Origin of the sequence: Patulibacter defluvii, assembly GCF_034096925.1 — a bacterium.
Classification (GTDB): domain Bacteria; phylum Actinomycetota; class Thermoleophilia; order Solirubrobacterales; family Solirubrobacteraceae; genus Patulibacter; species Patulibacter defluvii.
Window position 1 is genome coordinate 44,359 of sequence record NZ_JAWZSQ010000023.1, and the last position, 25,361, is coordinate 69,719.

General features: G+C 73.0%; 35 protein-coding genes. 22 read left to right on the top strand and 13 right to left on the bottom strand.

The genetic code is table 11. The annotated features are described in order from the left end of the window. The 10 genes from SH587_RS19825 (at nt 1) to SH587_RS19870 (ending at nt 5,825) form a co-directional block, all read left to right on the top strand. Nucleotides 1–381 carry a phage tail fiber protein gene (locus SH587_RS19825; protein WP_320672389.1) on the top strand — a complete coding sequence of 127 codons (381 nt, stop codon included), beginning with the start codon at nt 1–3 and terminating at the stop codon, nt 379–381. Between the two features lie 15 nt (nt 382–396). Next, nucleotides 397–1,785 carry a hypothetical protein gene (locus tag SH587_RS19830; RefSeq protein ID WP_320672390.1) on the top strand — a complete coding sequence of 463 codons (1,389 nt, stop codon included), beginning with the start codon at nt 397–399 and terminating at the stop codon, nt 1,783–1,785. After that, entirely contained in the window at nt 1,786–2,061 is a 276-nt protein-coding gene (locus SH587_RS19835; protein WP_320672391.1) for a hypothetical protein, read from the top strand. A 17-nt stretch (nt 2,062–2,078) separates the two neighbouring features. Then, complete coding sequence (locus SH587_RS19840) at nt 2,079–2,282, top strand: hypothetical protein (protein WP_320672392.1); 204 nt, start codon at nt 2,079–2,081, stop codon at nt 2,280–2,282. Next, nucleotides 2,275–2,637 (top strand): hypothetical protein, encoded by a 363-nt coding sequence (locus tag SH587_RS19845; RefSeq protein ID WP_320672393.1) that lies wholly within the window; start codon nt 2,275–2,277, stop codon nt 2,635–2,637. Before SH587_RS19840 ends, SH587_RS19845 begins: the two co-directional genes overlap by 8 nt. Then, nucleotides 2,634–3,422, top strand: coding sequence for a peptidoglycan recognition protein family protein (locus SH587_RS19850; protein WP_320672394.1), 789 nt, complete (start codon nt 2,634–2,636; stop codon nt 3,420–3,422). The genes SH587_RS19845 and SH587_RS19850 overlap by 4 nt, the downstream gene beginning before the upstream one ends. Nucleotides 3,423–3,566: 144 nt before the next feature. Beyond that, nucleotides 3,567–3,809, top strand: coding sequence for a hypothetical protein (locus tag SH587_RS19855; protein WP_320672395.1), 243 nt, complete (start codon nt 3,567–3,569; stop codon nt 3,807–3,809). A gap of 200 nt (nt 3,810–4,009) precedes the next feature. Beyond that, nucleotides 4,010–4,918, top strand: a complete 909-nt coding sequence (locus tag SH587_RS19860; protein WP_320672396.1) for a hypothetical protein — start codon at nt 4,010–4,012, stop codon at nt 4,916–4,918. Nucleotides 4,919–4,944: 26 nt separating this feature from the next. Continuing rightward, complete coding sequence (locus SH587_RS19865; protein WP_320672397.1) at nt 4,945–5,511, top strand: hypothetical protein; 567 nt, start codon at nt 4,945–4,947, stop codon at nt 5,509–5,511. A 107-nt stretch (nt 5,512–5,618) separates the two neighbouring features. Continuing rightward, complete coding sequence (locus tag SH587_RS19870; protein WP_320672398.1) at nt 5,619–5,825, top strand: hypothetical protein; 207 nt, start codon at nt 5,619–5,621, stop codon at nt 5,823–5,825. Here the strand turns inward: SH587_RS19870 and SH587_RS19875 are convergent. Next, nucleotides 5,816–6,079, bottom strand: coding sequence for a helix-turn-helix domain-containing protein (locus tag SH587_RS19875; RefSeq protein ID WP_320672399.1), 264 nt, complete (start codon nt 6,077–6,079; stop codon nt 5,816–5,818). The genes SH587_RS19870 and SH587_RS19875 overlap by 10 nt on opposite strands. 58 nt (nt 6,080–6,137) lie before the next feature. Between SH587_RS19875 and SH587_RS19880 the strand changes: the two genes are divergently transcribed. Beyond that, nucleotides 6,138–6,341: a hypothetical protein gene (locus SH587_RS19880; RefSeq protein WP_320672400.1), complete on the top strand. Its 204-nt coding sequence runs from the start codon at nt 6,138–6,140 to the stop codon at nt 6,339–6,341. A gap of 307 nt (nt 6,342–6,648) precedes the next feature. Here SH587_RS19880 and SH587_RS19885 read toward each other — a convergent pair whose 3' ends face one another. Both SH587_RS19885 and SH587_RS19890 read right to left on the bottom strand, forming a co-directional pair. Next, the gene (locus tag SH587_RS19885; RefSeq protein ID WP_320672401.1) at nt 6,649–7,161 is read right to left on the bottom strand and encodes a hypothetical protein; all 513 of its coding nucleotides are present in this window, start codon (nt 7,159–7,161) and stop codon (nt 6,649–6,651) included. A 10-nt stretch (nt 7,162–7,171) separates the two neighbouring features. Further along, nucleotides 7,172–7,894, bottom strand: a complete 723-nt coding sequence (locus tag SH587_RS19890; protein WP_320672402.1) for a helix-turn-helix domain-containing protein — start codon at nt 7,892–7,894, stop codon at nt 7,172–7,174. Between the two features lie 282 nt (nt 7,895–8,176). Between SH587_RS19890 and SH587_RS19895 the strand changes: the two genes are divergently transcribed. The 10 genes from SH587_RS19895 (at nt 8,177) to SH587_RS19940 (ending at nt 13,154) form a co-directional block, all read left to right on the top strand. Continuing rightward, a complete protein-coding gene (locus SH587_RS19895; RefSeq protein WP_320672403.1) occupies nt 8,177–8,359 on the top strand; it encodes a hypothetical protein in 183 nt (60 codons plus the stop codon). 66 nt (nt 8,360–8,425) lie between these two features. Then, nucleotides 8,426–8,632 carry a hypothetical protein gene (locus tag SH587_RS19900; protein WP_320672404.1) on the top strand — a complete coding sequence of 69 codons (207 nt, stop codon included), beginning with the start codon at nt 8,426–8,428 and terminating at the stop codon, nt 8,630–8,632. Continuing rightward, a complete protein-coding gene (locus SH587_RS19905; protein ID WP_320672405.1) occupies nt 8,629–8,844 on the top strand; it encodes a hypothetical protein in 216 nt (71 codons plus the stop codon). The genes SH587_RS19900 and SH587_RS19905 overlap by 4 nt, the downstream gene beginning before the upstream one ends. Further along, nucleotides 8,841–9,329: a hypothetical protein gene (locus tag SH587_RS19910; protein ID WP_320672406.1), complete on the top strand. Its 489-nt coding sequence runs from the start codon at nt 8,841–8,843 to the stop codon at nt 9,327–9,329. Before SH587_RS19905 ends, SH587_RS19910 begins: the two co-directional genes overlap by 4 nt. After that, nucleotides 9,326–9,673 (top strand): hypothetical protein, encoded by a 348-nt coding sequence (locus tag SH587_RS19915; RefSeq protein WP_320672407.1) that lies wholly within the window; start codon nt 9,326–9,328, stop codon nt 9,671–9,673. The genes SH587_RS19910 and SH587_RS19915 overlap by 4 nt, the downstream gene beginning before the upstream one ends. Beyond that, nucleotides 9,673–10,632 (top strand): winged helix-turn-helix domain-containing protein, encoded by a 960-nt coding sequence (locus SH587_RS19920; RefSeq protein WP_320672408.1) that lies wholly within the window; start codon nt 9,673–9,675, stop codon nt 10,630–10,632. The genes SH587_RS19915 and SH587_RS19920 overlap by 1 nt, the downstream gene beginning before the upstream one ends. Beyond that, complete coding sequence (locus SH587_RS19925; RefSeq protein WP_320672409.1) at nt 10,629–11,159, top strand: hypothetical protein; 531 nt, start codon at nt 10,629–10,631, stop codon at nt 11,157–11,159. Before SH587_RS19920 ends, SH587_RS19925 begins: the two co-directional genes overlap by 4 nt. Beyond that, the gene (locus SH587_RS19930; protein ID WP_320672410.1) at nt 11,159–11,434 is read left to right on the top strand and encodes a hypothetical protein; all 276 of its coding nucleotides are present in this window, start codon (nt 11,159–11,161) and stop codon (nt 11,432–11,434) included. The genes SH587_RS19925 and SH587_RS19930 overlap by 1 nt, the downstream gene beginning before the upstream one ends. Further along, nucleotides 11,431–11,796, top strand: a complete 366-nt coding sequence (locus tag SH587_RS19935) for a hypothetical protein (RefSeq protein WP_320672411.1) — start codon at nt 11,431–11,433, stop codon at nt 11,794–11,796. The genes SH587_RS19930 and SH587_RS19935 overlap by 4 nt, the downstream gene beginning before the upstream one ends. Continuing rightward, the gene (locus SH587_RS19940) at nt 11,793–13,154 is read left to right on the top strand and encodes a replicative DNA helicase (protein WP_320672412.1); all 1,362 of its coding nucleotides are present in this window, start codon (nt 11,793–11,795) and stop codon (nt 13,152–13,154) included. The genes SH587_RS19935 and SH587_RS19940 overlap by 4 nt, the downstream gene beginning before the upstream one ends. 107 nt (nt 13,155–13,261) lie before the next feature. Here SH587_RS19940 and SH587_RS19945 read toward each other — a convergent pair whose 3' ends face one another. From SH587_RS19945 to xseA, 5 genes are all read right to left on the bottom strand, one after another. After that, on the bottom strand, nt 13,262–14,722 hold the full coding sequence (locus SH587_RS19945) for a recombinase family protein (protein ID WP_320672413.1): 1,461 nt from the start codon (nt 14,720–14,722) through the stop codon (nt 13,262–13,264). Nucleotides 14,723–14,732: 10 nt separating this feature from the next. Next, complete coding sequence (locus SH587_RS19950; RefSeq protein ID WP_320672414.1) at nt 14,733–15,293, bottom strand: response regulator transcription factor; 561 nt, start codon at nt 15,291–15,293, stop codon at nt 14,733–14,735. A gap of 30 nt (nt 15,294–15,323) precedes the next feature. Then, nucleotides 15,324–17,093 (bottom strand): FUSC family protein, encoded by a 1,770-nt coding sequence (locus SH587_RS19955; protein WP_320672415.1) that lies wholly within the window; start codon nt 17,091–17,093, stop codon nt 15,324–15,326. Nucleotides 17,094–17,320: 227 nt separating this feature from the next. Beyond that, nucleotides 17,321–17,773, bottom strand: coding sequence for an exodeoxyribonuclease VII small subunit (locus SH587_RS19960; protein ID WP_320672416.1), 453 nt, complete (start codon nt 17,771–17,773; stop codon nt 17,321–17,323). Then, complete coding sequence (gene xseA / locus SH587_RS19965) at nt 17,770–19,128, bottom strand: exodeoxyribonuclease VII large subunit (protein ID WP_320672417.1); 1,359 nt, start codon at nt 19,126–19,128, stop codon at nt 17,770–17,772. The genes SH587_RS19960 and xseA overlap by 4 nt, the downstream gene beginning before the upstream one ends. 228 nt (nt 19,129–19,356) lie before the next feature. On the opposite strand from xseA, the gene SH587_RS19970 reads away from it, so the two are divergent. Beyond that, on the top strand, nt 19,357–19,833 hold the full coding sequence (locus SH587_RS19970; protein ID WP_320672418.1) for a hypothetical protein: 477 nt from the start codon (nt 19,357–19,359) through the stop codon (nt 19,831–19,833). Between the two features lie 70 nt (nt 19,834–19,903). On the opposite strand, the gene SH587_RS19975 is transcribed toward SH587_RS19970, so the two are convergent. The 5 genes from SH587_RS19975 to SH587_RS19995 all read right to left on the bottom strand — a co-directional run bounded on the left by SH587_RS19975 (nt 19,904) and on the right by SH587_RS19995 (nt 25,336). Further along, complete coding sequence (locus SH587_RS19975; RefSeq protein ID WP_320672419.1) at nt 19,904–21,169, bottom strand: Rho termination factor N-terminal domain-containing protein; 1,266 nt, start codon at nt 21,167–21,169, stop codon at nt 19,904–19,906. A 208-nt stretch (nt 21,170–21,377) separates the two neighbouring features. Further along, nucleotides 21,378–22,070 carry a transaldolase family protein gene (locus tag SH587_RS19980; RefSeq protein ID WP_320672420.1) on the bottom strand — a complete coding sequence of 231 codons (693 nt, stop codon included), beginning with the start codon at nt 22,068–22,070 and terminating at the stop codon, nt 21,378–21,380. Nucleotides 22,071–22,158: 88 nt separating this feature from the next. After that, nucleotides 22,159–23,112 carry a dihydropteroate synthase gene (gene folP, locus SH587_RS19985; protein ID WP_320672421.1) on the bottom strand — a complete coding sequence of 318 codons (954 nt, stop codon included), beginning with the start codon at nt 23,110–23,112 and terminating at the stop codon, nt 22,159–22,161. Next, nucleotides 23,109–23,924 (bottom strand): dihydrofolate reductase family protein, encoded by an 816-nt coding sequence (locus tag SH587_RS19990; RefSeq protein ID WP_320672422.1) that lies wholly within the window; start codon nt 23,922–23,924, stop codon nt 23,109–23,111. The genes folP and SH587_RS19990 overlap by 4 nt, the downstream gene beginning before the upstream one ends. After that, nucleotides 23,921–25,336 carry an RNA polymerase sigma factor gene (locus tag SH587_RS19995; protein WP_320672423.1) on the bottom strand — a complete coding sequence of 472 codons (1,416 nt, stop codon included), beginning with the start codon at nt 25,334–25,336 and terminating at the stop codon, nt 23,921–23,923. Before SH587_RS19995 ends, SH587_RS19990 begins: the two co-directional genes overlap by 4 nt. Nucleotides 25,337–25,361: the final 25 nt, after the last annotated feature.

Consider the following 25,361-nt stretch of genomic DNA (forward strand, 5'->3'; position numbering starts at 1 on the left):
ATGGCCAACTGCATCATCGACGCCGAAGAGCGCGCGCTCCTCGACGCGAGCCTCACGGGCAGCCTGACGCTGCACCTCTACACCACCGCCGTGGCCCCTGACGGCACAGGCGGCGTGGAGGTCACCGGCGGCAGCTACGCCGCCCAGACCATCATGCTCGCCGCCGCCGCGACCGTCGGCAACGACACGACGAAGAAGAACTCCGCCGAGGTCGTCTTCCCCACGGCGACCGCGAGCTGGGGCACGATCAAGGGCGTTGCGATCAAGCGCTCCGGCACGATCGTCTGGCGCTCGGACCCGGCGCTGTTCACCCAGTTCTCCGTCGACCCGCCCGTGCAGGTCCGCTACGCCGTCGGCGAGATCGCCGCCGGCATCGGCTAGCCCCGGGCGTCGGCGATGACGCAGTACGGCGTCCCGGTCGCCGACAGCGGGTTCCACGCCGCGATCACCGGCCAGCCGACCGACCCCGGCGCCGGCCAGCGCTGGACCCTCGTCGACGACACGACTCCCTCAACGGCGACCTGGGTCCAGACCGGGTTCAGCTCGGCCAACGGCGCGCAGGTCCAGGGGTTCACCTTCCCGCTCTCCCGGGTCGACGACCCGGGAGTCGACACCGGGTTCTCGGTCAGCGTCCCCGTCGGGCGCACGACCGGGTCGGGCACCGCGGCGCAGACCTACATCGCCTGGACGCTCTGGGCCAACGGCACTCAGATCACCGCCTCCGGCGCCGCCGACGCCAACTACCCCGCCGGCGGCGGGGCGGCGGACTTCACGATCAACTACCCGCTGACCGCGACCCACGTCCAGACGATCCGCTCGGCCGGCGGGTTCGGGACGGGATCAGCGCTGGAGATCCGCTTCTCGGTCACCCAGAACAAGACCTCGGTCCAGGTCCAGCGCCAGGCCAAGATCTACAACGTCCAGGTCATCGCACCGGACCCGTCCTACCAGGACGCCTCGGCCACCCTGGCCGCGACCGCGACCCTGGCCTCCCCGGCCCGTCGCGCCGCCCAGGTCCACGCAACCCTCACCGCAGCAGCGTCGCTCGCCGCGTCAGCGCGGCCGACGATCGCGCGCTCGGCCACGCTCGGCGCTGCCACGACGCTCAATGCGACCGCCGGCCACCGCGCGAACCCGTCCGCACGCCTCGACGTCGCTGTACGCCTCACCGCGACACCCAGGCTGACCGTCGACCGATCGTCGACCATCGCCGCGTCGGGCACGCTGTCTGCCGCCCCGACGCTCGGCCTTCAGCAGGCGGTCGACCTCACGGCCGCCGCTGCCCTCGACGCCGGACCGGCGCTGACGACCTGGCAGTCCGCCGGGCTGCTTGCCGAAGCGTCGCTGTCCGCCGCGACCCCCGAAGTCGTCTACCCCGGACCGATCACCCTTGTGGCCGCCGCGGCCGTCGTCGCCCGCGAGGAGCGCACGATCGCTGCCGCGGTCGCGATCGGTGCCCGGGGATCGCTGGCGGACAACGTCACGTTGGTGGCCAACCTCGCGTCCGCCCTCGGCGCCCGAGCCGCCCTGACGGCGGCCGAGACGCCAGCCATCCAGGTCGGCACAGAGGTTCAGGCCACAGCACGACTGGCCACGACCCCGACTCTCGTCTCGTGGGTCGGCTGCCAGCTCTCCGCGTCGGCGGCCCTGACGGTCAAGGCGCCCGCACCGGCCTCGGTGATCGTCGCCGCGGTGCTGTCCAGCTACCGCGTCACAGCCCGGCTCGACCCGATCCGTGTCGCCGCCGGCATGGACCACCCCACCGTGACCAGCGAGGTCGCCTAGATGCGCACCACCGTCTTCACCAAGACCGACGTCCGGGTTCAGTTCCCGATCCACGGCTACGACGGCGAGCACGTCACCCCCACCCTCTACGACGTGACCGCCCGGATCATCGACCGGGCCTCCGCCACCGTCGAGGTCGCCCCGCCGACGATCAACGCCGACGGCGACGTCGAGACCGTCATCTACACCCCCGACGGCGGCCAGGTCCAAGTGGAACTGCTCGTGACCGCCCCGTTCCGGGCCCGCCACGAAGTCCAGTACACGTCCCGCCCCTAGCCCCGCAGGCCCGATGAATGCCCACTCGCACCCTCGTCTGTGTCGACGTCTCGCAACAGATCGCGTTGCGCGGCGTCCTGCCGTGGCTGATCTGCGGCGTGATCGTCTCCGGCGCGATCCGCGGCACGCTCACGTTCGACACCTCAGCCATCCTCGGCGCCGCCGCCGTCGGCCTCCAGTTCCTCGGACACCGCTCCCGGAAGGACAGCCCTGATGGTTGACCGCGCCCACGACAAGGCGATGAGCGTCTGCGAATGCGTACTGCGCCTGCTGGACCGCCACCGCGTCCTGGAGCTGCTGCCGCTGATCGTGATCGCCGCCACCACGATCGTCATCGGCATCCGGTCCGAACGCGCCGCTGACCGCTCCAGCGACCTGGACGCCGCCCGCTCCTACCAGCGGTGCGAACAGACCGCCGGCCTCGCCCGCACCGTCAACGACATCGCCCGCCGGCTCGACCCGCCCGTCCGCGCCGTGGTCGTCCCCGACTGCCCGCGGCTCTACCCCCGAGGCCGCGACCTCTCCCAACGGTTCCCCGACGCCGCACCGACCCGCCCGACCCTGGAGCACCGATGACCATCCACCTCGGCGACACCGGCCCCGCCGTCCACAAGCTGAAGGCCGCCACCAACACTCGCCTGGAAGGCCGCGACCCGGCGGCCCGCCTCGACAGCCTCGACGGCCCGTGGAACCGTGAGGCCAAGACCGCCGCCGCTCGTGCCGCCTACCTGCTCGGAGTCTGGGGCGCCGAGAAGCGCTGGGGCTACACCCAGGCCGTGCTGCTGGACCCCGACCGCCGCACCGCCGTCGAGCGCGCCCGCGGCAAGACCCGCACCGCCCGCGCGAAGGCCGCCGCGAAGCATCGCGGCCGCCGGCCGAAGATCGTCCTCCTCCAGGCCCCGATGGAGAACCGCTTCGGGTCGATCGGCAGCCTCTACCGCTGGACCGGCCACTACACCGCCGGGCCGCGCGACACCAGCGACGCGCACGCGCTCGAGCTGGACCGCCAGTACAACGCCCAGCACCGCGCCCAGGGCTGGGGCGCGATCGGCTACCACTACAACATCACCAGCGCCGGCACGATCATCGTTCTGCGCCCGGTCGCGTGGAAGGGCGCCCACGTCGCCGCGAACAACACCGGCAACGCGGGGATCATGGTCCACGGCCATCCCGGCCAGCGCATGACCGCCCCGCAGCGCGCCGCGCTGCGCTGGCTGCTCGACAACGCCCACACCACCGCGATGCCCGCCCGCGGCCGGGCACCGAAGCGCCTCTCCTCGCTGCGCGGCTCGGTCCACTCCGACTGGATGTCGACGTCCTGTCCCGGCGACTTCATCGGCGACTACCGCAAGGCGGCCTGACGTGACCGGCTCTAAGCGCGCCCGCCGTCGCCGCCGGCGGGGCAGGCGCCCCTGCTGCGACTACTGCACGCCGACGAACCGCCGCCGCATCCACGGCGCTCGCTGCACCCGCGAGCGCGCCGCCCTCCCCGACCAGGAGACCCGATGACCCCCGTCCGATCTGCCGCCCAGACGGCCACCACCAACCACCCCGCCGGCCTCGCCGCCGCCGCCGTGACCGTCCTGGTCTGGCTCGCCAGCGTCCTCGGCCTCGACCTGCCCCCGGAGGTCGCCGCCGCGATCGTCGGCCTCGCCGTCGGCGCCGTCTCGCTGCGCGCCCCGCGGTTCAGCGCGACGGCCGAGCTGGCGGACAACGTCCCGCCGGCCGGCGGGACCGGGCCCGGTTGACCGGCAGTTCTGACGACGTCCGGGCCGCCGCACGCAGCGCGGACATGCGACGACTCATCGGCTGACCGTGCTGCTGCGGGCCGTGTGGGCCGGACGAAGCTGAGGGCCAGTCGCCGCCATCACACACGGGGCTGTACGTGCGGTGCCTGGTGCCGGTAGCCTGCCCGGCGTACTGGCCCCGATCACGGAAGTTCCGAGGCGTGTCCCACCGAGCAGCGGTTTACGAGATCTATGTCCGCCCAGCAAGGAAGCATGATCCGCCCCTGGAGCGGCTCGGAGACCTCGGCGGGAACGGCATCTGGCTCGGCGACGTCCTAAACGGGTACCTGGACGGAACCTTCGAGGCCGAGAACCAAGAAGGTAATCGGTCGATTTCCTGTGAGTCGACAACAATCGACGGCGACGAGGTCTGCTCGATCTTCTCGCACGGCATGTCCGGCCTTGCGGCGGACATCGTCGCGTCTGACGGAAGTCACAAGGCCCGCCAGAACCCGACCGATACGGCCCACGTCCTTTGCGGCAGCGTCTTCCGGCTGAATCGAAGTCAGACACGTGGATTCTGGGCCGTGCACGTCAACAACGGCCGCAGTACAAAGGGCCTGACGCAGGCCGAGCTGATCAAGAGGTTCAACCTCCAGTTCTCCGATCTGACGCTGAAAGTTGAGCCGGTGGTCAACGAGCAGGCGGTCATCGAGGCCGCCCGCCAGGGGAAGATCGGCTCGATCGTGCTCTCCCGGCTCGAGAAGCCGTCTGACCGCGCGGTCGCCGAAACGGAGAACTGGGTCCATTCGACGGATATCGGGAAGATCGAGGTCAAGCTCAAGGGCGAGAGCCATCTGAGCGGAGATCTCCTGCGCAAGTTCTTCTCCGGCGACAGCCAGAAGGCGGACGCGGCAAAGAAGCGCATCCTCAAGTTCGCCGGGATCGAGTTCGAATCAGCGAAGGTGGAGGTTGAACTCGCCGAGGGTCGACGGAGCTTCAACATCGAGTCTCCCGACTCGGGCCACCCGATCACCCGCGACCTTGAGAACCTGAAGCTGGACCAAGGCGAGCCGACCAAGGATAGTCTCTTCGGGGCGCTCTCTCAGGTTCTCGACGACCTGACGTGAGAGAATTCGCAGACGGGTAACGACGGATGAAGGCCAACCCCAAAACCCTAGTTCGTGCCCACCTCCGAACCCTGGTCGACGCGCGAACTGGGGAGAGGCGCTGGCAAGACTTCGTGCTGTTCTACGGAACCGCTGCTGGGGCTTTCGCCCTGTCCCTGGGGCTCGGTATCGAGATGTCCTCGACGGCCGCCGCAGGCCTGCTGACCGTCACCGGCCTGATCGGGGCTTTCCTCTTCGGCGTGATGTTGCAGATCGCGGATCGCGCCCTGTCGTGGGCGGAGTCCTCGCCCCAGCAGGGCCCAGCGACCAGCAGCCACGCGACGTTCCTCAAGGAGATCTCCGCGAACGCCGGCTACGCAGCGCTAGCTGCGTCCCTGGCCTCGGTCGTCTTCGTCGCTGCATCCGTGACAACCGGCCTCGCGAACCGGATCTCAGCGAGCGTCGGGATCGCCGTGGGCATTCACGCGCTCCTCACACTCTTGATGGTCATGGTGAGGGTCTACGCCCTGACGGAGAGCCGGCTCATAGCCGCGCAGACGGGTGCGGCGGGCTCGAACGTCACTCCCCTCAAACGGACCGCGAAATCGCGCTGAGAGCCCCGCCCAGCTGGCGGGGCTACGTCGTTCTAGGGGCATTCTCGGTTGAGCGCGGGGCCGGGGTGCCAAGCATTCCCTCGGGGACGTCGCCGACCATTGCCGGCATGAACTCTCCAAGCGTCTCGTTGGCCGGCCGCCTACTTCTCAACACGACCGAGGCCGCCGGTGCGCTAGGGATCAGCCGCGACCTGTTCCGTGCCGAGGTCGCTCCCGAGATCCGGCCTGTGATCTTCCGCCGCCGCCAGCACTGGCCGGTAGAGGAGCTACGTCGATGGGTCGCGAGCCGGATGGAGCCCGCCGCCTACGACTGAGCGGACCCGAGGTACCGGTCGATCTCCGACCGCCGGAAGAGCACCTTGCGCCCGTCGCGGACCGGACGCAGATCTCCTTGGTAGCGGAGGGTGTAGACACGCCCGGGCGAGCAGCGCATGTACTCCGCCGCTTCCTTCGCCGTCATCAGGTCGGACGCTTCGGGTGACGGCGGGGCCACAAGCTGCCGGAGCCGGCGCAGAGCTTCCGGATCGTTGGCGATCGCGTCCACGATCTCCCGGGCGAGGGCTGTCATGCGGACATTTTCGCCCCCCCGGCGAGCGTTTTCGGGCCCGTCTGTTCTTCTCCTCGGGGTGAGCAACTACCCGCAGTACCGACACCCGATCTTCGGCGTCCCGCGGACGCTGGACGACCTGCCGCCCGACGTCGAGGCGGCGTTCGAGGACGACGCCCAGCTCTGGGAGAACGTCCTGGCGATGATCCACCAGCGGACGCCGGAGATCGCCCCGGACGACCTCCGGCGGGAGGTGATCCGCCAGGTCCGCCACTACGCCTGATCCGTCGCCTCGCTCGGCCTGGCGCTGGAAGAGATCTACAAGCCCGAAGTAGAGGCGCGCCGCACGGCCAACCTGCCGTCCCAAACGGCTCCCGGGAGCCGTTTGGGACGTGCCGACCCGCCGAAGGTCCGAGTCTGTGAGCGGGGACAGGCGCATGGAACGACCGCGCCAGGCCGACCGGCGAGCGCTTCGGCTCCGGGGAGCCAAAGCGTTGCGGAACCGCCGAGGGCTCGTGTTCGTGAGCAGGAGCTACGCGAAGCCGCAGGCGTTGCGCGAAACCGCAGGACCAAGGCCCGCCCCGCAGGCGCTACCTGCCAGAGGCCAACTCGTCGATGACGGTGTCCGCGACGAGGTCCATTGCCGAGCCCCGGCGATCGAGGGCACATGCCTCGCTCACCTTGGTGTAGAGGCGTCGCGGGGTCGCACCGGGCGCCATGTCCCGGATACCCGCCGACAGGCCGCGCATGGTGGGCAGGATCAAGTCGTCACTGGCGCCAAGCCATGTGGCGCAGGAGACATCGTCCTCTGACCCGCCGGGCGCGACCCCGTCGGTCGCGATGATCAGACGCCGGATGTTGCCTGCGACCTGGCGGATTCCCGGCTGGAGTTCGGTGGGCAGGGACGCCACGCCGGACTTGTTGGGGTCACCGCCCATGCGGGTGAGTAGATCGGTGCGCTCGGAGTTGCTTTCGGTCGTGGTAGCGCGCGCCGATGTTCCGCTCGCGCTCGGCTTCTCCTCGGCCTCGGCGCCCCCGCCACAACCCGCCAGGGCGACCGCGGCCGCCACAGAGATCCCGAGCCATGAACGTCCGTGTCCCATAAGCGGGAGACTATCCGGCGTCTTCAGCTCGGCCCAACTTGTCAAGCCCAAGGGCCCAGCCGCCAGGCTCCCGAACGTCGCCGCCCTCGGCTTCCACCGACTCCGCCAGAGCGCGCACCCAAGTTCCCAGGCGACGCTCGAACTCCGGGTCGGCAGGGAGAACACGCATCCGATCATCGTCGACCTGCATATCCGGGTCGGCCAGCTTGAGTGCGAGAAGCCTCCAGAACACCGGCACCGCTTCCCCGATCCGGATGCGAAGTACCTCGCCCGTAAGATCCTCCGGCGGCCACTTCTCGGGCTTCGCACTCATTCCATTGACGAGGTCGTAGACGGACCTAAACTGGCCCGAAAGCTCGATGACCGTTGTCATGGCTGCGGCGGAGGAAAGCTCCTCCGACCGCGACCGCTCGACTGCGGCTGCCGCCTCGAAAACGATGCCCCTCAGCATCTCGTCGAATCCCTTCGATGGCGTGCTACGCGACGTGCCGGGGGGTCCGGGGGCGGCCTGTCCACGCCCGCTCTCAAGCCATCCGTAGTCGCACTGAAGCGCTTCCGCAGCCCGTCGCAGTGTGCCGGCTCGAGGTCTCGTTGCGCCCCTCTCCCACCGGGAGACCTGGCCCTTGTCGACGCCAACCCTCTCCGCCAACTCGGCTTGCGACCAGCCCCTGCGGCTCCGCGCCGCGGCGATCCGGTCGCCGACCGTCTCCGCATCCTGCTCGTCGTCGCTCATTCTCTGGCCTCTCCGATCGGGACTCGACTAGATCGAGCCCCCGGGCTCGCGGTCGAACACCGCCATTTCCCAGGTGTCTGGCACGCATCCTACGTCATTTGCAGTCATTTGCAGTCATTTGCAGTCATTTGCGGTCATTCCTGGGCATTCTGAAGCATTCTGAGTCATTCCTGGGCATTTTGAGGCATTTTGAGGCATTCTGAGGCACCCACAGGCCCGACGATGTGGGCGTAAGTTGCAATTAGACTTGCAGGAGAGGGCACTTATGGCTACTGTGCCCCCATGGCATCAGTAGCCAGCACCAGCACCGAGCGCCCCTACGTCCTGAGCATCCCGATGCAGCGCGGGCAGATCGACCGCCTGCGGTCGCGTGCCGCAGCCGGCGACCGGTCGATGGCCGGACACGTCCGGCACTTGATCAACCGGGACTTGGAGGCCGGCACCGACGGGCAGTCGGGCGCCTGAGAACGAAGCGAGGCCCGGCGGGTGCAACCGCCGGGCCTCGGAAATAGACGAGTTGAGAGACGTCTGATGAGGAACGCTACCGAACGGGCCGGCGGGTCCGCAACTACGAGGCCGGTCACGGTCGCCGAGGCCCAGAAGTGCCTGGCGACGACGGCCCTCGATCTGGCCGAGCGGATGCCGGCCAACGAGTCCTACCGCGACTTCCTGATCGGGTTCGCCCGCGGGATGTACGACGACGCCACCGCGGCCCGGGTGAATGGAGCGACCCGATGACGACCACCACCGACATCACCGCCACCGACCCCCCTGCCGAGACGGTGGCCCTCGCTCCCCTGACGGGCGAGAAGGCGATCTGGCTCCTGGTCGACCACGCCCAACACCTGGTCCGGCAGCTCGACCCGAGCGATCCCTACCAGCCCATCCTCTGCGCCTTCGTCGGCAACCTGACGACCCTCGCCGTTCCGACTGAACGGTCCGACGGATGAGCGAGGTCAACTATTTGCTGGGCCGGCTTCGGCCGCTCGTGGCCTGCGGCCTCCTCGTCGACCCGACGCAGGACGGCGGCGATGCCGTCCTGGTGGACCTCGTCAACCAGCACGGCCGGCGCGTGGCGTCGGCCGTCACGGGCCGGATCGCGGGCCTGGTCGAGAGTACGGAGGCGCCGCAGAACCTCGCGGGCTTGGTCCCCCGAGCGCTCGCCATCGAGCTGGGCTCCGTCCCCGACATCCCCCGCTTGATCCGCAGCGACGTGGCGATCCTCCAGGCGCTGGAGGAGCGCGCCCAGATGCCCGGCCCAGCCGGCACCGACGACGCCGCGTACGACGCGTACGTGGCCCTCCAGGGCGCCCGCCGGGTACTGACCCAGGACATCGCCCTTCGGGGCGACCGAGACATCGAGACGGCGATCGAGCCCGCGCTGGCGCGGATCGACGCCGCGGCCAACCTCCTGAGGACCGGAGTTCGAGCATGAGCATCAAGCACGTGACCATGGCCGCGACGGCTGTTGACGGTCGGGCGGGGGAGCTGTCGCTGGCCGCCCGCTATCTGCTGCTGCGGATGGCGATGGACTCTGGGCCGCCGGTGGTCCGCCGCCCGGCGGGCGGGGAGTTCGGCATGACGCACGGGCAGCTCGACGCCGCCGTGGACGAGCTGGCCCAGGCGGGCCTGGTGGCGCCGGTCAGGTTCGACGCCTTCGCGGACGAGTTCGTCGGCAACGCGGCCGGCGACTGGCTGATGCTGTTCGACGAGCCCCGCGTGACCGAGGTCGTCGCCCGTCGGATCGGGATCTCGCCCAACCCGGACGGGCGGGCCTGATGGCCGACAGTAGCCCGTGGCGCTTTCAGCGCTGGGCCTTCGAGACCCGCACCGGCCACCCCACGCGCAAGGCCGTCCTGTCGTACCTGGCGATGTCGGCGGACGCTGAGACGGGCCGCTGCGAGGCGAAGCAGGCGAAGATCGCCAAGGGCGTCGAGGCGAGCGAGCGATCGGTTCGCGGTCACCTGGCGGAGCTGGAGCGTCAGGGCCTCATCGCCCGCCGGCCGCAGTACCGGATCGATCGCGGGCGCCGCAGCGACGAGTACCTGCTGCTCGCCCCCGACGTGACCGAATGGCCCGACGGCCAGCCCGTCGGGTACCCCCCGGAAGATCCTGCCGGGGGGTACCCGGGTGGGGTACCGGAATCGCCGCACCCCCCGGCAACGGGCTGCCGGGGGCCCCGGCAGCCCACTTCCGGGGCCCCCGGCAACGGGCTGCCGCGCAAGAACAGCCATAAGAACAGCCAAGAGAACGAGGTGGTGGTGGAGGGCGCGCGCGAAGCGAGCGATCCAGCACCGACCTCGTCGGGTTCGTGGACGCCGCCGGGGATCGACGCGGCGGTCTGGGCGAAGGTCCGCGAGGCGCTGGACCACGCCGGCTTCGACGCGTTCGCGCAAGACGCCCAGGCGGCGCCGATCGAGCACGCGGTCCGCTCGGCGCGGCTGCCGGCCGATGTCGACTGGTGGGCGTTCGGCCGGGCGATGCTGGAGGCCCGCGAGAACGGCACGTGCCGCGCCGGCGACCGGCCGGCGTCGGTCTTCAAGTTCGTGGCGAACCGCCCCGGCGGACCGCCACGTCTCGGCGTCACCGAGCCCAACCACGGGTCGCAGAGGCACCGCGGTGGACGCCGCGACCACTCGATGCTCGACGTCGTCGCCGAGCTGGAAGCTCGCGAGCGTGCAGCCGGGCATAGCGATCCGGGCGGCGGGGTCGTGGATGGGGAGGCGGAGGAGCTGTGAGCCCGTCGCAGTGGGGACAGATCGCGGCGCTGATCCACGTGCTCTGGCCATGGACGAAGCCGCTCTCCGCGAACGAGGTGGCGTTGCAGTCTGCCGCCATGGTCGACGTGGAGTTCGAGCCGGCCCGTGACTTCGTCGTCGCCTGCTCTCGGCGGGGTGACGAGCGCCCGCCGCTTCCGGGACAGGTTGCCGCGGCCGTCCTTTCGGCCGGTCGCCGGGCCCCGCTGCCATGGGGTGAGGCGCTGGTGCTGTTGCGGCGGTCGACGTCGATCCCGGGTGACCCGTCGTGGCCATCGCGGCAGGAGCAGCAGTTGGCGTTCCTTGAGGCGGAGGCGCCGGAGGTCGCGGCCTGGGCACGGTCGTATGGGCTGACGCGGATCATGCAGTCGGAGATCGACTGCCCGCGGTTTGGGAGCCGCGTCGAGCAGGCGTTGGCCGAGAGCTACGAGCAGCACGCGAAGTCGGCCGACCGTGGGCTTCTGCCGGTGCCGGTGGCGCTCCGGGCGCTGCCGGGAGGTGGCGCGTGATGGCGTTCAAGGTCTCCCCCGCCGACTTCGCCGCGGCCGCCCCGCCAGAGGCGCGGGCCGACGCACCCGCGGGCCGTGGCCGTGGCCCGCAGTGGGAGGCGTACGACCGCCTCGGCCGGCAGGCGGTGCGGCTGGCCAAGACGTCGCCGCCGCCGCCGCTGCCGCTGCCGCCGCTGCCCGGTCCGCCGGCCCCGACCGATCGGCCGCGGACCCGTGTCGAGGTGGAGGCCGCGTGGGACGCGATCGAGGCCGCGATCGAAGGCAGCCGCCGATGACCGCGCAGCAGCACGACCCGCGCTCCCCGCTGACCTACGAAGCCGCGGCACGGTTCTTGAACCACATCACGCTGGAGATGCGCAAGGCCGAGGCCGAGCTGACCGCGGCCCACGTGGAGTGGGCCGATCGGGAGCGGGACTACCGCGTCGGCCAGGCCAAGGCGTGGTCGACGATCGAGGGCCGCAGCGCGCTGGAGCGCGAAGCCCGGGTGAAGGCGGAGTGCGCGGATCTGCGGCGCGCCCGCGACATCGCCACCGGCCGGATCGCGTCCGCGAAGGCGGCGCTGAGCCGCCTGGATCGCGAGGCGGCGAGCTGCCGGTTCCTCGGCGCGTGGGCCCAGAGCGAGCGGGGGTCCGCGTGACCGCGGTCCAGATCAACCTGCCGATCGAGCGCCTTGTCCTCGCCGCCGCGATGGGCGTGGACGGCTGGATCGACGTGCTCCGCAGCGACCACGGCCTGAGCGAGTCCGTCTTCACCAGCGACCTGCACCGAAGCGTGTGGCGCCTTCTCGTCGACCGGGTGGAGCACGGCATCGGTGACTCCGACGTCGCGCTCCTGCACCACGCACTGGTCAGCAAGCCTGACCTGATCGTCGGCGGGCTCTCCAGCGCCGAGGTGATGGCTGGCATCCGGGACATCGCGAGCGCGCCGGCAGCAGCCAACGTCGAGCACGCCACGGCGCTTGTCGACATGGCCCGGCGCCGCGGCCTCAGCAGTGCGCACCGCGAAGCGCTTAGGGCGCTCGAGCAGCCCCACGCGCCGGTGGACGCGACGGTGGACGCGTTCGATCGCAGGGTCGCTCAGATCGAATCGTCCGGAGCGGCCCGCGAGACGGTCTCCCTCCACGATGCCTTCCACGAGGAACTGCCCGGCCTGGAGGACCCGACCCAGCGCACGCGCTACCCGACCGGCATCCGCGCCCTGGACGACCTGATCGGCGGCCTCGAACCGGGCTGGCTCGTGACCGTCGCCGGCCGTCCCAGCATGGGCAAGTCGATCGTGGGCCTGATGCTCGCCGGCAGCGTCGCCCGAGCGACCGACCGCACGGTCCTCCACATCTCACTGGAGATGACGACGCGCGAGCTGGTGATCCGCCACGCCGCGAGCGGGTCGACCACCTCGGCATCCGCTCTCGACGGGAAGGATCTGCGCCGCCACAGCACGATCAACTGGGAGGCGGTGATGAACGTCTTCGACCACCCGTCGGCCGGCAGGATCGTCGTCAACCGGTCCCAGGTACTGACGATCGACGATGTCGTCCGGATCGCCCGCAGTCACCACCGACGCTCACCGCTCGGCCTGCTCACGGTCGACTACATCGGCCTCCTGAAGGCCGTCGGTGACGCCCCGCGACACCAGCAGATCGGCAGCATCTCCCGTCGGCTCAAGCTGCTGGCCGGCCAGCTCGACTGTCCGATCGTCGCTGTCTCGCAGCTGAACCGCGAGGCCGAGCGACGGATGGAGAAGCGCCCGGTCCTCTCCGACCTGCGCGAGTCCGGCGACGTCGAGCAGGACAGCAACGTGGTGATCCTCGTCTACCGGCCCGAGATGTACAACGCCACGGAGCGCCCCGGCGAGGCGGAGCTGATCGTCGCCAAGAACCGCTCCGGCCGCCTCGGCACCGCCCACGTCAACTTCCAGGGCGAGTACGCACGGTTCCTGGACAAGTCCACCAACGGCGTCCCCTACCCCGAGTACACCCAGGGGCAGGCGGCATGACCCCCCTGAGCCCCGAAGCCGAACGTCTGCGGCAGCGGGCGTTGATGAACGTCGCGCGCCTCGTGGCCCGCGAGGCGGAGAAGCAGTTCGGTGGCCGGTGGGTCCCGTCAGTCCGGCCAGGGCCGGTAGACGAAGGCGGACGTCCCGACGCGGGGCAGGTCGACTTCCTCCCAGACGGGAACGAAGTGGACCCGCTCCTCCAGCGGGGCGTCCCCAGCGTCGATGAAAACGCAGGTCAGGAGGCTGCGTAGCGCATCCTGGCGCGCCGCGAGATCGAGTTCGTCCCAGACCGCTCGAAGCCCGATCGCGGGCGCCGAGGCGGTCCGGTTCGCTGTGACCCGCGCCGTCGCGGCCTCCCGATGCAGATCGTCACGCTCTGCCCGGGCCTCCGCGATCATCCTGCCCCACCGCTCCGCGCCGAGCTGTCGCCGGAGATCCAGGCTGGACAGCTCGTCGAGGGTGGCGTCAAGTTCGACGATTCGCGCCTCCAGATCCTTGACGCGATCGTCGTCCGCGGCGCCGGCGATCGCCTGGTCGCCCAACGCCAGCACGTGCTCGATCACCATCGCCTCCACTAGGGGCGTCTCCTTGGTCATCAGCATTGCTGGCCGCTCGCACTCGTGGGACGCACTCCGGTCCGGGGAGATCGCCCGGCACCGCCAGCGCGACGACGTCGGGATGTGACCCGGCAGGCGCTTCATCACCGTCCGGCATCCCGAGCAGCGCAACAACCCGCGAACGACCGACTCGGGGTGGACGCGCGTCAGCCCGTCGCTTCGGACCGGGCGGACGGTCTGCGCGGCACGCCACTCGGGCTCGGTGACGATCGCCGGATGCGATCCGGGGCGAACGTGCCGACCGTGCTTCGCCTCGCCGAGGTACACGCGGTTCTGGACCATGCGCCGCAGGTTCTTCGCGGTCAGGACCCGGCCGTTCTCGCGTCGGACGCCGGACTCTGCGAACTCCCGTGCCATGGAGACCCACCCGCGGCGTGCCGCTCGGCCCCGGTACAGCGCCCGTACGACCTCGGCCTCCGGCTCATGGACCACGAGCAGCATGTCGTCGTCGCGCCGGTAGCCGAACGGCGCCGGGCCCATGTGCCTGCCCTTTTCCATCACCGCCCGCTCGTGGATGACCGCCGACTGCTCTCGGTACCGGCGCAGCTCGCTCTCGGCCATCGCCAGCGACATGGTCGTCGCCATCCGCCGAACACGGTCGGTCGTGTCGATCGAGCCGTCCGCGGCCGCGATCCACGCTCCCTGCCGATCAAGCTCGTCGATGAGCTGGAGGCCATGCAGCGTCATCCGCGACGCGCGATCCGAGCGAGCGACGACGATGCCCTCGACTTCCCCGGTCTTGACCCGCTCGAGCGCTTCGGTCAACCCTGGCCGGGTCAGCGTTCCGCCCGACCGGTTGAGGTCCCGGATCTCATCGACGATGGTCACGCCGTTGCTGGCGGCCCAGGCGTCGACCGCGTCCCGCTGGAGCTGCGGCGACTCGAACCGTCCCTTGGCGATCCGGTCGCCGACGACGGATACTCGGATATAGGCGAGAGCACGCTTGGTCATGATGCGAGCCCTAGTGTATACTCGTGTGGACCCGGGTCGGCTCGGCCACCAGCGCCAGCAGCAGCGCGTACTCCTTCTGCGTCAGGTCGACCGGCCGGCCGCGGACGTGCACCGTCCGCGCGGCCGGGTCGAGCACGAGCGCGCCGACCCGCACCCGCCCGGCCGCCGGTCGTCGCCGCGAGCGCGACAGCAGGGTGGCGATCCGCCACCGCAGCTCCGGGTAGCTGAACGGCTTGACCAGGTAGTCGTCGCAGCCGCGCTCGAAGCCGCGGATCCGGTCGAGCTCGCCGTCGCGGCCGCTGAGCAGGATCGCCGGCGTGGCCGGATCGACCTGCGAGACGACGCGGTCGGCCGCCCGCACGCGGGCGATCAGGTCGAGGCCGGTGCCGTCGGGCAGCACGACGTCGCTCAGGATCAGGGCCGGCGCGGCGTGCTCCAGCAGCAGCTCGGCCTCGGCGATGGTGCCGGCGAGCAGCGGGTCGTAGCCGTCGGCGGCGAGGTGCTCGGCGAGGAAGCCGCGGGTCACGCGGTCGTCCTCGACGATCAGGAGGGTGCAGGTCGGATCGCTCATGGTCCTCTAAAGACCCGCGAGCCCGCCCGTTCACGCCCCCCGAATTTGCTCCTCGGCCTCCGGCAGGTCGCTCGACGGCCCCCGCAGCGCGTCGCGCAGCTGGATCAGCGCCCGGTGCGTGACCGGGTAGCGGTCGAGCGGCGGGACCGCGATCAGGGCCGGCGCCCGGTGGCCCTCGGCGATCGCGGCCATCGCGTCGAGCGCCGCGTCGAGCCGTGCCACCAGCGCCATGTCCGGCGGCGGCCCGTGGCGGTCGGCCGGCACCGCCATCGCCGCGTAGGCGACCCGCTGGGCGGCGAGCGTCCGCGGCCAGCCCTCGTCGCCGCTGCGGGCGCTCCAGAGCAGGTCGCCGACCGCGTCGCCGTGGACCGCCCGCAGGTTCAGCAGCTCGGTCTGGAGCCGCCGCCGCGACCGTCGCAGCAGCGTGCTGGAATCGGCCAGCGGGCGCGCCAGGGCGGCGTGGAGGACGTCGCGCGCGGCCTCGATCACCGCGCCCTGGGCCATCGGCAGCCGCGTCTGGGCGGTCCGCGGCCACAGCAGGCGGCGCGCCGCCAGCCCGATCGCGCAGCCGATCAGCGTGTCGACCACCCGCTCGCCGAGCAGCGAGCCGATCGGCGTGCCCGGCTGACCGAGGTCGAAGCTGAGCAGCGCGATCGGCGTCACGAAGACGACCGCCACCCCGTAGGCGACGGTGATCGTGGCCTGGGCGATCGTCTGGCAGACCGCGATCACCAGCACGATCACGACGACCCGCGGGTCGGCGACCAGGATCGCCGCCGCCAGCCCCGCGCCGACGATCGACCCGACGGCGCGGTGGACGGTCCGCCACGCGATCAGGTGGACGTTGCTGGCCTGGAGGACGGCGACCGCGGTCAGGCCGATCCAGGCGCCGCGCTCGGCGTCGATCGCCAGCCCGACGCCGGTCCCGACCGCGGCGGCGATCCCGATCCGGACGGCGGTCGGCAGCACCAGCGAGTTGGCCCGCAGCGTCCGCCGCAGGATCGCCACCGCGCGCGGTCGGCGGGGACGGGTGAACGGGACGATCGTGCCGGAGAAGAGCCGGTCGGGATCGGCGGCCTGGCGGGCGCTGCGCATCGCGGCGGCGAAGCGGGCGCCCGGCGGCGTCGGCGGCTCCTGCTCCGGCAGCACCACCGGTCCGGCGAGGACCGGCTCGCGGACGCTGTCGGCCAGCGCCCGCAGCGCGGCCGGCCAGGCGGGGTCGATCGGGCGGCTCTCGCGGGCGACGAGGCCGAGGCAGCCGTCGAGCACCGCCTCGACCGCGACGGTCATCTCGGTCAGCCGGCCGCGCAGCGGATCGCCGGCCCCGGCGGCGCGCATCGCGGCGCGGGCGCGACGGACGGCGAGCACCGCCTCGTGACGGGCCTCGACGACGCCCTCGCCGCCGAGCGCGGCGGCCAGCCCGGCGACCTGGCGGTAGGCACCGGCGACGGCGGTCTCCTCGGGGGCGCGCGGCCGCAGCCGGTGGCCGGCCATCGAGACGGCGATCACGATCGCGGCGCCGGCCAGGACCAGCCCGGCGCGGGCCGGCGCGGCGCCCGGATCGACCGGCAGGCTGGCGCCGACGTAGTAGCTGAGCACGAGCATGAACTCGCGCGGCGGTCCGACCTCGAAGCCGATGCAGGCCAGGGCCGCCGCCCCGGCCACCAGGCCGCCGGCCGCCGCGGCGACCCACGGGTGCGGGGCGAGCAGGGTGCCGAGCGCCATCGCCAGCGCCAGCCCGAGCCCGATCCCGAGCAGGATCGGCCAGCGGCGCCGGTAGGGCTCGTCGTTGGCGTACATCGCCGCGAACGCGCCCTGCGTGGCGATCGCGCCCCAGCTGACGTGCCCGATCGCGGCCCCGATCGCCAGCGGGACGACGAAGCTGACGCCGACCCGCAGCGCGATCCCGCGGCGGGCACGGGCGACCGCGACGATCGCGCGCAGGCGACGGTCGAGGGCCGCCCCGGCGCCGGCGGCCGCCGGCGTGGCCGTGGTCGGAGCGGAGGCCGGGGGGCTGGCGCGGGCGCTCAGAACGGGATGTCGTCGTCGGCGAACAGGCCCGGAGGTGCCGGCGGCGCCGGCGGGGCGGCGGTCGGGGTCGGGGTCGGGGCGGCGGCGACCGGCGGGAGCGGCTCGGGCTCGGGCTCGGTCGCCCGCGGTGCGGACTCCGGCGGGGCGGACGGCGCGGCGGGCGCGACCGGCGCGGGCGCGAGCGGCGGTGCGGCCGCCTGCTCCCCGGTCGCGATCCGGAAGCTCGCCGCGCCGTCGCCGTCCTCGATCGCGCGCACCTCCTGCTCGACCCGGTCGAGGTGCTCGCGCAGCGCCCGCTCCAGGCCCTTGCCCTCGCGCAGGAGCGCGATCAGCCGCTCCGGCTCGATCGCCTCGTCGGTCCCGAGCTGGGCCGCGATCTGCTGCAGCCGGTCGAAGGCGGCGCCGAACGGCAGCGTGGTCGGCGCGGAGGTCTCGGTCTCGGGCGTCACTGGTCGTCCTTCGTCTCGTCGGCGTCGACGGCGGACACGCGCGCGTCGGCGTGTCCGTCCTGGAGGTGCAGTCGCAGCGCGTCGCCGGGCCGCAGCTCGGCGGCGCGGCGGATCGCGCGGCCGTCGGGGCCGGTCGCGACCAGCCAGCCGCGGCGCCGCGGATCGCCCGCGTCGAGCACGGCGGCGCGGGCGGCGACGTCGCGCCGCAGACGGCTCAGCGCGCGGTCGGCCAGGGGACCGACGGCGGCCGCGTCGAGCCGCTGCCGGGCCTGGGCCGCGGCGGCCCGCAGCCGGTCGGGCGCTCGGTCGACGGTGCCGCGCAGCGCGGCGAGGGCGGTGTGGTGGTCGCGCAGGAAGCGGTCGGCGCGGGCGTCGACGGTGCGCCCGGCGTCGAGCACGGTCGCCCGCCGCGCGTCGAGCCGTCCGCGCGCGTGGACGGCCGCCGAGCGCGCGTCCAGCTCCCGTCGCAGGGCCTGCGGGGCCCGCGCGGCGCGGGTCAGCTCGGCGCCGGCGCGATCCAGGTCCCCCACCAGCGCCCGCCGGTCGGGCACCACCCGCTCGGCGGCATGGCGGGGCACGAAGGCGGCGTGGGTGACGTGGTTGCAGACCGGGTTGTTCTCGGTGTGGCCGATCGCGGTCACCACCGGCGTCGCGATCGCCCGGATCGCCCGGCAGAGCCGCTCGTCGTCGAAGCAGACGAGGTCCTGGACCGATCCGCCGCCGCGGGCGACCACGATCACGTCGACCCGCGGATCGGCGTCGAGCCGCGCCAGCCGGTCGATCACCTCGCCCGGGGCCGCGGCGCCCTGGACCCGGCAGCAGGCGGTCACCACCGCGGCGGCGGGGAAGCGGTCGCGGAGGCCGCGGAGGACGTCGTGGAGCGCGTCCGAGTCGCGGCCGGCGATCAGCCCGACCGCCCGCGGGAAGCGCGGCAGGGCGGGGAACCGCGCGGGATCGCACAGCCCCTCGTCGGTCAGGCGGGCGATCAGCGCCGCCCGCCGTCGCAGCAGCTCGCCCTCGCCCGCGGCCTCGATCTCCTCGACGACCACCCGCAGCCGGCCGCCGGCGCCCCAGTACTCGCTGTGGCGCACATGGACCCGAACCCGGTCGCCGTGGGCCGGCGCGTGGGCGGGCCCGTCGCGGCGGCCGCGCACCAGCCACGGCAGGTACGAGCAGGGCAGCACCTGCTCGCCGTCGGAGAGGTCGAACCACCAGACGCCGCGCCCGCCCGCCTTCGGCCGCTGGACCTCGCCCTCGACCACCGCGGCGCCCGCGGCGCGCAGCGCACGGCCGATCCGGGCCGCGTAGTCGCTGACCGAGATGGTGGTGGTGTCCTGCTCCGGAACGGTCGACATCCGCACTCCCAAAACTACGCGGCGGACCGGCCGTCTCCGTGCTCATACCGGATCCTGCCGGGTGCAACATCGAACCCAAACCTCGTGCGGCGGCGGGCGCCGTGACTAGGATGCGCACCAGCCCGTGGATCGCGGTTTGCCGCCGTGCGGTCCGGGGCCTTCATCGTCTGTCGTGTGGGACGGCCACAGGTTGCCGCTTCCGCCCCAACGCGTCCGCCTGATCGCTTCATGGATTCCAGCTTCCGAGGGAACTACGACTCCGGCGAGGACTTCGTCCTCGAGTACGGAGACCTCCGCTTCACGTTCTCCGAGCGTGACTTCGCCGAACGGTGCGAGCAGGCGGCGGTCCGTCTGGGCTTCGTCCACGATCGCCTCGACCCCTCCGAGGTCGACGACCTCGTGAACCTGGCGGTCAACGGCGAGGTGGCCGAGCCGCTCTCGAACCTCGGGGCGCACGTCAACGACTGCTGGACCGAGCTGTCCGGGCCGGCCGAGCGCTCGCTCGTCCACTGGCTGCGGCGGCTGGTCTTCCGCGGCGCCTGGCTCGACCAGCGGGTCAAGGAGGGCGAGCTGGACGTCCGCTTCGACGAGATCGAGCAGCGGTTCGAGTACGTCCAGCCAACCCGCAACGACGAGCCGGTCGAGCTCGCCCCCGCCCCCTCCTGGTTCACCGTCGCCTACGTCCCGGTCGACGAGCGCCGCTGAACCGCCCCGACAGCCCGTCGGAACCGACGAAACGCCCCGAGCTCCGGGGCGTTTCGTCGTTCTGGGACGGCTAGGCGACCAGCTCGGCGCGGGCGGCGGCGATCGCCGCGGCGCCCTCGTCGCCGACCAGCAGCTCCGGGCGCAGCGTGCCCGAGGCCGCCAGGTCGAGCGCCGGGAAGCGGCCGGTGGTGGTCAGCGCGCGGTCGAGCCGGACGACGGTGCTCTCGCCGCCGACCGGGTGCTCGCGGGTGGCGATGATCGTCAGCGAGCCGGCGTCCTTGAGGCGCCGGGCGGCGGCCAGCACCCGGCGGGCGGCGCCCTCGCCGAGCCCGTCGAGGGTGTCGATCAGGACCACGGCGTGGCCACCGCGGGCGGCGACGCGGCGGCCGCGGTCGACGACCTCGTCGATCGCCTTCGCGCGCTGCTCGGGGCCGCTCGACAGGTCGAGCGCGGCGACCGGCTCGAGGCCGTCGGCCTGCCAGTCGCCCAGCTCCTCCGGACGCGAGCCGGCCAGGACCGGCAGCAGCTCGAGGCCGTCGATCCCGCGCAGGCCGACGGCCAGGCGCCGCAGCGCCTCGCTCTTGCCGGCCGCGTGGGGCCCGACGATCACGGCCCGCGAGCCGCGGCCGATCGGGGTCAGCCAGGCGATCGCGGCGACGGTCGGGTCGTCGCTGGTGACGGCGAGCAGCTCGGTCGGGCGGACCGCCTCGAGCTCCTCGAACTTGGTGCCGGTCGAGGTCTCCTCGGCCGAGGAGCCGTTGATCGTCTCGACCCGGACCAGCGACGGGAACCGCTCGCTGCGGCGGGCCGGGCGGGTCGGGCCGCCGACGCGGTCGCCGTCGACCAGCTCGCAGCGACGGACCTGGCCGGCGGAGACGTAGACCTCGCTGCCGTCGGCGGCCTTCAGGATCGCCGAGCCGCTGGCGCCGATCGTGACGACGCCCTCGACGGTCGGGCCGTCCTCCTCGTCGCGGCCACGGTCGCGATCGCGGTCGCCGCGCCCGTCGCGGTCACCGCGCGGCTCGCGGTCGGCGCGGCCGTCGCGGTCGCGGCCGCCGCGGGTCCGGCGGCGGCGCCCGCCCTCGTCCTCGCGCTCGTCCTCGTCGCTGGCGACGGCGACGGCCTCGGTGGTCGTCTCCTCGTCACGACGGCCGCCACGGCGACGACGACGGCGGCCGTTGCCACCCTCCTCCTCGCCCCCACGGCGCTCGATGATCGTGTCGACCAGCTGCTCGCGGCGCAGGCGCCGGAAGCCGTCGACGGCCAGCTCGCTGGCCAGGGCGTGGAGATCGGCGAGCGGGCTGGACTCCAGCACCTCGCGGGTCAGGACGGACATGCTGCTCCTTCGGATGGTTCGTCGGTGGGCGCCCGACCGCGTTGTGCGCAGCGGCCGGCGACTCGCGACGAACCCTAGACGACCGGCACGACCGACGGCGCCGCGCCATCCCCGATCTCCCGGCGAATCCCCCGCAAACGGGCAGGTCCGCCCGTCCATATCCGCACTTCGAGCCGGAAGTGCGGATATGGAGGACGAAACCTCGCAGCTACGCCGTCGCCCGCGACTGCTCGACCAGGCCCTTGAGCCAGGTCGCGAACTCGGGGCGGGTCTGCCAGTCGGCGGTGAACTGGGCGATCCCGGACTCGGTCAGCGGGTGCTTGAGCATCTGGCGGAGGATCTTGCCCGGCACTGTCGCGACGTCGGCGCCGAGGGCGGCCGCGACCGTGACGTGGATCGGGTTGCGGATCGAGGCCGCGAGCACCTGGGCGCCGGTCGAGTTGGCGGCGACGGCCTCGACGATCTCGCGCGTGGTCTCGGTCGAGTCGACGCCGATGTCGTCGAGCCGGCCGAGGAAGCTGGAGATGTAGGTCGCCCCCGCCTCGGCGGCGAGGATCGCCTGCGGGGCGCTGAAGACCAGGGTCATGTTGACCGGGTGGCCCAGCTCGCGCAGACGCGACGTGGCCTCCAGGCCGGCGGCGCTGAACGGCACCTTGACGACGACCTGCTCGTGGATGCCGCGCAGGGCGACGCCCTCGGCGACCATGCCGTCGGCGTCGTCGCTGACCACCTCGGCCGAGGTCGGGCCGTCGACCAGGTCGGCGATCCGGCGGATGATCTCCTCCGGGGCGCCGTCCTCCTTGGCCAGCAGCGAGGGGTTGGTGGTCGCGCCGGCGAGCACGCCCCAACGGGCGATCTCCTCGACCTCGGCGACGGATCCGGTGTCGATGAACAGCTTCATGAGGGTGCAGAGCTCCGCGGGCGTGGCGTGATCGGGGGTTCCACCTCACAGTAGAACATCGCGCGGCCGCCGCCCCCGTCGCCCGCGCTCAGCGGACCGCCGGCTCGCGCGAGCCGCCCGGATCGCCGCCCTCGTCGTCCTCGTCGTCGTGCAGCCACTGCAGCCGCAGGTCGTCGCGGTCGATCGAGGGCATCTCCTCGACCCCGTCCAGCACCGCCCGCACCTGCAGGTAGTCGGCCGCCTCGCGGACGTCGTGGACGCGGGCGATCGAGAACTTCGCCCGCTCCGCGCACCAGCCGAGCGCGGCCAGGGTGCCGGCCAGGCGGTCGTCGGGCTCGCGGTGGATGATCGTGCCGACGAAGTACTTGCGCGAGACCGCCAGCAGCAGCGGGTGGCCGTGGACGGCGAGCGCCGGCAGGTCGCGCAGCACCTCGACCGACTCGGCCGGCATCTTCGCGAAGTCCGGGCCCGGGTCGAGCACGATCGCGTCGGAGCGGACGCCGGCCTGCAGCGCCCGCTCGCGCAGCTGCCCGAGCACGTTGCGGACGTCGGCCACGACCCGTCCGCCGTAGTCCGGGAAGTGCTCGGTCTTCGGCGCCGCGCGGGTGTGCATCAGGACGATCCCGGCGTCGCGCGCCGCCACCACGCTGGCCAGCCGCGCGTGGTACAGCCCGCTGACGTCGTTGATCAGGTGGGCGCCGGCCGAGAGCACCGCCTCGGCGACCTCCGGCTTCCAGGTGTCGACCGAGACGATCAGCCCGTGGTCGACCAGCCGCTGGACGACCGGGACCACCCGCTCCAGCTCCTCGCGGACCCCGACCTGCGGGCGGTGCGTGACCCCGGACTCGCCGCCGACGTCGATGATCGCCGCCCCGGCCGCGGCCAGCTCCAGCCCGTGCTGGACCCGCTCGTCGACGGTCTCCAGCCGCCGCCGGTCGCTGAACGAGTCCGGCGTGCAGTTGACGATCCCCATCAGCAGCGGTCGGCCCGCCTGCAGCGTGAGGGTGCGTTGGCGCAGGCGCAGCGTCAGCGTGGCGCTCACTGGGGACTCCCGTCGGTCAGGTGGTAATGCAGGAAGAGGACGTCCGCGGCCTGCCACAGGCCCCGGACCTGGAGTGTGACGGGCGCCACCGGCGGCACCGGGTCGCTCGGCGCCGTCGGGCCGGCCGAGCCGCTGCGGGGGCCGATCGGGCCGTCGAGGATCGTCAGCGGATCGAGCCCGCCGACCAGCAGCGGCGAGACGGTCAGCAGCACCTCGTCGAGCAGCCCGTCGCGGATCAGCCCGGCGAGCAGCGTCGGCCCGCCCTCGCAGGCCAGCAGCTCGATCCCGCGGCGGTCGAGGTCGGCCAGCGCGGCGGCCGGGTCGGCCCGCTCCAGCTGGACCACCTCGACCGGCGCGGCGGCCAGCGCCGGCGGCGGCTCGCGCTCGCCGTAGACCACCACCCGCGCCTCCGGCTCGTGGAGGATCGGCACGTCGGCGTCGAGCCCGAACGAGCGGCTGATCGTGGCCAGCAGCGGCTCGGGCGGCCGCCCGGCGGCCCGTCGCCGCTCGCGCTGATCCTCGTCGAGGACGGTCGCGTAGCGCTCGCGGTTGAGGGTCGAGGGGCCGACCAGCAGCGCGTCGGCCCGCTCGCGGACGCCGCGGAAGACCGCTCGGTCCTCCGGGCCCCCCAAGCCCGAGGCGCCGCCCTCGACGGTCGCGCGGCCGTCGGCGCTGCTGACCATCACGCCGATCGTCCGCGGCCGGCCGGCCACGCGCGGCGCGGGGTCGGCCACGATCGCGTCGAGCAGCGACGCGACCGGCTGCGGGCTTCCGGCGGCGGCGTGGAGGTCGCGGAAGCGGACCTCGCTCACAGGCGCGGCAGGACGATCGTCGCCTGCGCGGCCCCGATCGCCGCCGCCTGGGCCGCCCCGCCCGCGGGCTGCACGACCTGCGACGACGTGTCGTTGGTCGTCGGCTCGGTCGAGTCGTCGCCCTTGAGGAAGGTCAGCGCCAGCACGATCAGCAGCGCGACGAGCAGGATCCCGACCACCGCGACCTGCCAGCGCGGGGCGCGGCGGCCGTGGGACTCGCGCGGCTGCAGGCGATCGCCGTGGCCGCCGCCCTGGTCGTCGTCCCAGTCGTCGTCCCACTCCTCGACCGGCGAGGGCTCGTCGCCGTCGAGGCCGAGGGCGGCGATCTCCGACGACGACCACTCGACGGTCGCGTCCGGATCGGGGGCGCCGCCGCGGCCACGCGGCGGGACCGGCCCCGCGGCGGCCTCGGCGGGCGGCTCGGCCGCGGCGACCGGCTCGCCGGTGAAGGGGTCGTAGGAGCCGCTCGAGACCTCGCCGGTCGCCGGACCGGGCTCGCCCTCGCCGCTGGTGGTGGCGTGGACGGCCGTCGCCGGCGGGTCGAGCGGGACGTCGTGCTGACCGGCCGGGAAGCCGGCCGACGGGTCGGGCGCCACGGCGGCCGCGGCCGGATCGCCGGTCGCCGGATCGCCGGTGGCCTCGCCCGCGGTCGTCGGCGCGGGATCGGGATCGGCGGCGGCGGCCGCCGGTGCCGGGGCGGGCACGCCGTCGGCGGCCCCGATCGCGGCCTCGCGCAGGCCCTCGGGCACGCTCGCCCGGGCCCAGGCGCGGTACGAGAGCCCGGCCTCCTCCAGGGCGTCGACGACCGCACGCCGCGACTCGTCGCCGTCCAGCCAGTGGGCCAGCGTCAGCCGCGCCTCGGCGCCGCGCAGCTGCCCGTCCTGGCGGAGGGCGGCCAGCGCGACCGCCTGCCGCGCCTCGGGCGTGGTCAGCGCCTCGGCGGCGATCCGCGAGCCGCGCATCGCGTCGCGCAGCATCAGCCGCGCCTGGGCGAGCATCGCCGCCAGCACGCCGGGATCGGCGCGCAGCAGCACGGCCAGATCCTGGTGGTCGAGGCGGCTGAGGCCGCGCAGGGCCAGCACCTCGCGCTGGTCGACCGGCAGCAGCCCGTTGGCGCGCACCACCGACGCCTGGAGGCTGGCCATCGGCACGTTCGCCTCGTCGTGCGCGCGCAGCTGGGCGGCGTACTCGGGGTTCGCGTCTAGCTGACTGAGCAGCTGGCGGGCGTGCCAGCAGCCCATCAGCAGCAGGTCCTGCTCGTCGGTCCCCGGCGGCGCGTCCGCGGGCACGCGCTCGGCGACGGCCGCGAAGGCGGCGACCGTGGCGTGCCAGGCGGCGCCGGGACTGGCGGTGATCCGCAGCGCCAGGTTGTAGACCGTCTCGCCGTCGCGATCGAATCGCGCAGCGGTCACCGACGGGGGGTTCGGGGTGCTCTCG